Annotated in this window: 5 protein-coding genes; all 5 read right to left on the bottom strand. The window is 73.8% G+C overall.

Annotation, left to right across the window (positions count from 1 at the left end):
- Positions 1-927: thymidine phosphorylase (locus ACFQ4O_RS15285; protein ID WP_378776846.1), on the bottom strand; the 927-nt coding region annotated here is incomplete at its 3' end.
- Positions 924-1,721, bottom strand: coding sequence for a purine-nucleoside phosphorylase (locus ACFQ4O_RS15290; protein WP_378776848.1), 798 nt, complete (start codon positions 1,719-1,721; stop codon positions 924-926). The genes ACFQ4O_RS15290 and ACFQ4O_RS15285, both read right to left, overlap by 4 nt.
- Positions 1,718-2,143, bottom strand: coding sequence for a cytidine deaminase (gene cdd, locus ACFQ4O_RS15295; protein WP_378776850.1), 426 nt, complete (start codon positions 2,141-2,143; stop codon positions 1,718-1,720). The genes ACFQ4O_RS15290 and cdd overlap by 4 nt, the downstream gene beginning before the upstream one ends.
- 126 nt (positions 2,144-2,269) lie before the next feature.
- Positions 2,270-3,394 carry a hypothetical protein gene (locus ACFQ4O_RS15300; RefSeq protein ID WP_378776852.1) on the bottom strand — a complete coding sequence of 375 codons (1,125 nt, stop codon included), beginning with the start codon at positions 3,392-3,394 and terminating at the stop codon, positions 2,270-2,272.
- Between the two features lie 38 nt (positions 3,395-3,432).
- On the bottom strand, positions 3,433-4,753 hold a 1,321-nt coding region (locus ACFQ4O_RS15305; protein ID WP_378776854.1), incomplete at its 5' end, for an aminotransferase class I/II-fold pyridoxal phosphate-dependent enzyme.

Consider the following 4,753-nt stretch of genomic DNA (forward strand, 5'->3'; position numbering starts at 1 on the left):
GGCCGCCGCGCCGTCGCTGAGCGCGCGCTCGACGCGGGCGCGGGCCTCCGTCCGGTCGCCCGCGAGTCCGCCGAGGACCAGCGCCTCCGCCGACAGGGCGAGCGAGACCTCGGTCAGGGCCACATCCGCGCGGCGCCCGGTCAGAATGTCGATGGCGAGCCGGGTTTCGAGCGCGTTGCCGGCGGTCGCGGCCAGGGGCTGGTCCATGTCGGTGATGAGCGCGACCGCCTTCAGCCCCGCGCCCGCCGCCACCTCGACGATGCTGCGGGCGAGCTCCCGTGAGCGCTCCAGCTCCGGCATGAAGGCGCCCGAGCCGGTCTTCACGTCCATGACGAGGCCGGCGAGGCCCGCCGCCAGCTTCTTCGACAGGATGGAGGCGGTGAGCAGGGGGATGGCTTCCACCGTCGCCGTCACGTCGCGGATGGCGTAGAGCCGCCCGTCCGCCGGCGCCACGTCCGGGGTCTGGCCGACGATGGCGCAGCCGACCTCGCGCACGGCGCGGTCGAAGCTGTCGAGGTCCGGCCGGGTGCGGTAGCCCGGAATGGCGTCCATCTTGTCCACGGTGCCGCCGGTGTGGCCGAGCCCGCGCCCGGCGATCATGGGCACATAGGCTCCGCAGGCGGCGAGGATGGGCGCGAGCAGCAGGCTGACCGTGTCGCCGACGCCGCCAGTGGAGTGCTTGTCCAGCACCGGGCCGGACAGGCGCGGCCAGGCGAGCGTGCGACCGGAGGCGGTCATGGCGCGGGTGAGCGCCACGGTCTCGCCGCGGTCGAGCCCGTTCAGGAAGGCGGCCATGGCGAAGGCGCCCACCTGCGCGTCCGACAGCGAACCGTCCGCGACGCCCGCGACCAGCGCGCCGATCTCAGCCGCCGACAGCCGCGCGCCGTCGCGCTTGGCGCGGATGATCTCCTGCGGCAGGAGGGTCATGGCAGGGTCTCCACGGCGTGCGCCAGAAGCCGGGCGAGCCGATCGGCGGCGGCGCCCGCCACCGCCCGCGTCTCCGCGTGGCTCGGGCCGACAGGCGCAAGGCCGGCGGCGAGGTTGACCACGGTCGCGACCGCCGCAAGCTCGAGCCCGAGCCAGCGCGCCAGCACCGCCTCGGGCGCGAGCGACATGCCGACCAGATCGGCCCCGAGCGCGCGGGCGGCGCGGATTTCGGCCGGCGTCTCAAAGCTCGGGCCGGGAAACCACATCAGCACGCCCTCGGGCAGCGCGAGACCCTCCGCCTGAGCCGCGCGCGCCAGCAGGGCGCGGAGACGGGGCGCGTAGGCGTCGGTCATGTCCACGAACCGGCCGTCGCTGGACACGCCGGTCAGAGGGTTGTAGCCGGCTAAGTTGATGTGGTCGGACAGCGCGACCAGCGCGCCGGGCGCAAGCGTGGGATCCACGGCGCCCACCGCGGCGGTGAGGATCAGGGTGTCCACGCCGAGCGCCTTCAGGGTCTCGAACGGCGCGCGCATCACGGCGGGATCGCCGCTCTCATACGTGTGCGCCCGGCCGTCGAGCGCGATGACGCGGCGGCCGCCGAACCGGCCCACGACCACGCGGCGGGCGTGGCCGCTGACCTCGCCTGCGGGGAAGCCGGGCAGATCCGCGTAAGGGACGACGACCGCGTCCGCGAAGGCCGCCGTCACGGCTCCGAGGCCGCTGCCGAGCACCAGCGCCACGGTGGCCGGGGCGTCGCCGATGAACTGGCGCAGCCGGGCGGCGGCCTCGGTCACGCGCCGCTCCGGGCGGCGTCGAGCACGTCCGGCCCGAAGGAGGCCGGCAGCAGCTCCTCCAGCGTGAAGCTGCGCCGCAGTCCTTCGGGGCCGGCCACATACACGGGCGTGTCGGGGCCGGCGAATTCGCGGATGCGCTGACGGCAGGCGCCGCAGGGCGTGCACAGGCCCTCGCCGCCGGCCACCACCAGGATCGCCGCGATGCGCCGCCCGCCGTTCGCGATCATGGCGGAGATCGCTCCCGCCTCCGCGCAGACGCCCACGGGATAGGCCGCGTTCTCCACGTTGCAGCCGGCGTGGATCGCGCCGTCCGGCGTGACCAGCGCGGCGCCGACCGTGAAGCCGGAATAGGGCGCGTAGGCCCGCGCCCGCGCGGTCCGCGCGGCGGCGAACAGGGCGTCGAGCGTCGCGGCGTCGGACATGAGAGGCGCCCTCCCGCGCTCAGGATACGGCGTGGGACGTCCCGCCCGCGGCCGGCCCGCGCGTGGCCCTCGGGCGTCCACGGCGCGAGCGTGACGCGCAAGGGCCTGCGCTGTCGAGACGGCCGCTCACAGCTCCCGCTCGTAGATGCGCCAGACCTTGGAGAGCGAGGCCGGCATGCCCGCCACCAGATTGATGACGTTGCGGTTGTCGTCCAGCATCCAGCTCACCTCCAGCCGCTCGGCGCCGGCCTTGCGGGCCTTCTCCACCGCGTCGGCCAGCAGGGCGGCGGCGGCCATGGCGCCGACGCGTGTGCCGCGCCAGCCCCGGCGCACGCCGATCACCGGCACCCGCACCCGCGGCGTGCCCGTCACCTTCAGCCGCCACAGCATCTTGGCCCAGCCGAAGGGCGCGAGGCGGCCGCCGAGGTCCTGGATCGCCTGGTTCACGTCCGGCGCCATGGTGAGCACGCCGATGGGCTCGCCGCGCCAGTCCGCGATCACCGTCCAGTCCCGGGGCAGGATCGGCTGGGCGAGCTCGGCGAGGAAGCGCGCCTCCTCGATCGTCACCGGCACCGCGCCCCAGTTGCCCGACCAGCCGTCGTTGTAGACGTCGTTGATCTGGGCCACCGCGTCGGGGCCGACCGCGGCGCGCAGCGTCAGGTCGGGCGAGCCGCGCCATTTGGCCCGCGCCCGCGCCACCCGCTCCGGCAGGCGGCTTGCGCGGAGGTCGCCCTCATAGCCCACGATGTCCTTCGCCGGGCGGAAGCCGAGCTGTTCCAGCCGGGCGGCGTAATAGGGCGGGGCGTAGTTGGTGTGGGTGGTGGAGGGCGAGCCGTGGCCCCGCACCAGCAGGCCGCATTCGTGGTTCACCGAGGCGCTGTAGGGGCCGGTGACGCGCGTCAGCCCGCGCTCGCGCAGGAAGCCGAAGGCGGCCTCGAACAGGGCCTCCCACACCGCGTCGTCGTCGATCGCTTCCAGGAAGCCGAACTGGCCCGCGCCGTCGCCGTGGGTCGCGAGATGGGCGTGGTTCTTCACCGCGTAGATGCGGCCCACCGGCTCGCCATCCCGGAAGGCGGTCCAAGCCTGGCCGTCGTTGGCGCGGGCGAAGGGCGTGTTCCGGGGCGTGATGGTGACGTTGAGCTCGTGCAGCAGCGGCGGCGTGTAATTGGGGTCATGCCCCTGCGCCGCGAGCCCCGCGCGCCAGAACGCCTTGACGTCGCGCTTCGACGTCAGCGGCCTGATCTCCACCACGGAACGCTGTCCCCCACGAACGCTCAAGCGGATCGGCCCTATCTCGTGGCTTTGGCGAGAGCCGCCGCCATCTTCACGCCGAAACCGGCCTTGGCGAGCGCCGCATGCTCCTCCGCCGTGATCGCCACGGCCTCGTCGATGTCGGCGTCCGAATGTTCGCTGGTGAGGAAGAAGCGCAGCCGCGCCGCGCGCTCCGGCACGGCGGGATGCACGATCGGCAGGGCGTTGACGCCCCGCTGCAGCAGCCGGTCCGCCAGATAGACCGCGCGCAGGCTGTCGCCCACCATCACGGGCGAGATGGCGAAGCCGGCGCTGTCGCCCACGTCGAGCCCCGCCTCCTTCGCCTTCGCCACGAAGCGCAGGCCGTTGGCGCGCAGCTTGGCCACCCGCTCCGGCTCCCGCTCCAGCACGTCGAGCGAGGCGATCGCGGCGGCCGCCACCGGCGGGGGCATGCCGACCGAATAGACGAAGCTCGGGGCGGTGAACTTCAGGAACTCTACCAGCGCGCCCGCGCCCGCGATGTAGCCGCCGCAGCCCGACAGCGTCTTGGACAGCGTGCCCATCCAGATGTCGATGTCGTGCGGGTCGACGCCCGCCTCCTCGGCGATCCCGCGCCCGGTCGCGCCCAGCACGCCGAGCGAATGGGCCTCGTCCACCATCAGCCACACGCCGTAGCGCTCGCGCAGCGCCACGGCGCGGGCGAGGTCGGGAATGTCGCCGTCCATGCTGTAGAGGCCCTCGATCGCCACCAGCACCCGGTCATGGGCGTGGGCGTGGGCCGCCAGCAGCTCCTCCAGCGCGTCGAAGTCGTTGTGGGGGAACATGCGCCGGGTCGCGCCCGAGAGCTGCGCGCCCATGACGATCGAGTTGTGCGACAGAGAATCGTAGAGGATCAGGTCGTTCGGCCGCAGCAGATGTCCGATCACGCCCACATTGGTGGCGTGGCCGCTGACGAAGACCAGCGCCGCCTCCACCCCCACGAAGCGGGCGATCCGATGCTCCAGCTCCCGGTGCACCGGCCGCTCGCCCGCCACCAGCCGGCTGGCGGAGGCGGAGACGCCGTAATGGTCCACCGCGGCCTTAGCGGCGGCGGAGACCTCCGGATGGCCGTTGAGGCCGAGATAGTTGTAGGAGCCGAAGTTCAGCAGGCTGCGGCCGTCGATCTCGGTGCGGGCGCCGGCCCGGCCGTCATGGACGCGGAAGAACGGGTTCTCCACCTTCAGCAGGTCGGCCACCGCCTGCTGGGTGTGGATGTCCTTCAGCTCCGGCAGGTCGGCGAAGCTGTTGCGCCGCCGGCGCGCCACGGGCCGCGGGCGCGCGGGCTCGCCGCCGTCCTCGGCCTTGGTGGCCGGCTGCGCG

Origin of the sequence: Methylopila musalis, from assembly GCF_042679725.1 — a bacterium.
Classification (GTDB): domain Bacteria; phylum Pseudomonadota; class Alphaproteobacteria; order Rhizobiales; family Methylopilaceae; genus Methylopila; species Methylopila musalis.

Coding starts and splice junctions, on each gene's coding strand:
- cdd (WP_378776850.1), bottom strand. CDS start 2,143: ATGTCCGACGCCGCGACGCTCGACGCCCTGTTCGCCGCCGCGCGGACC.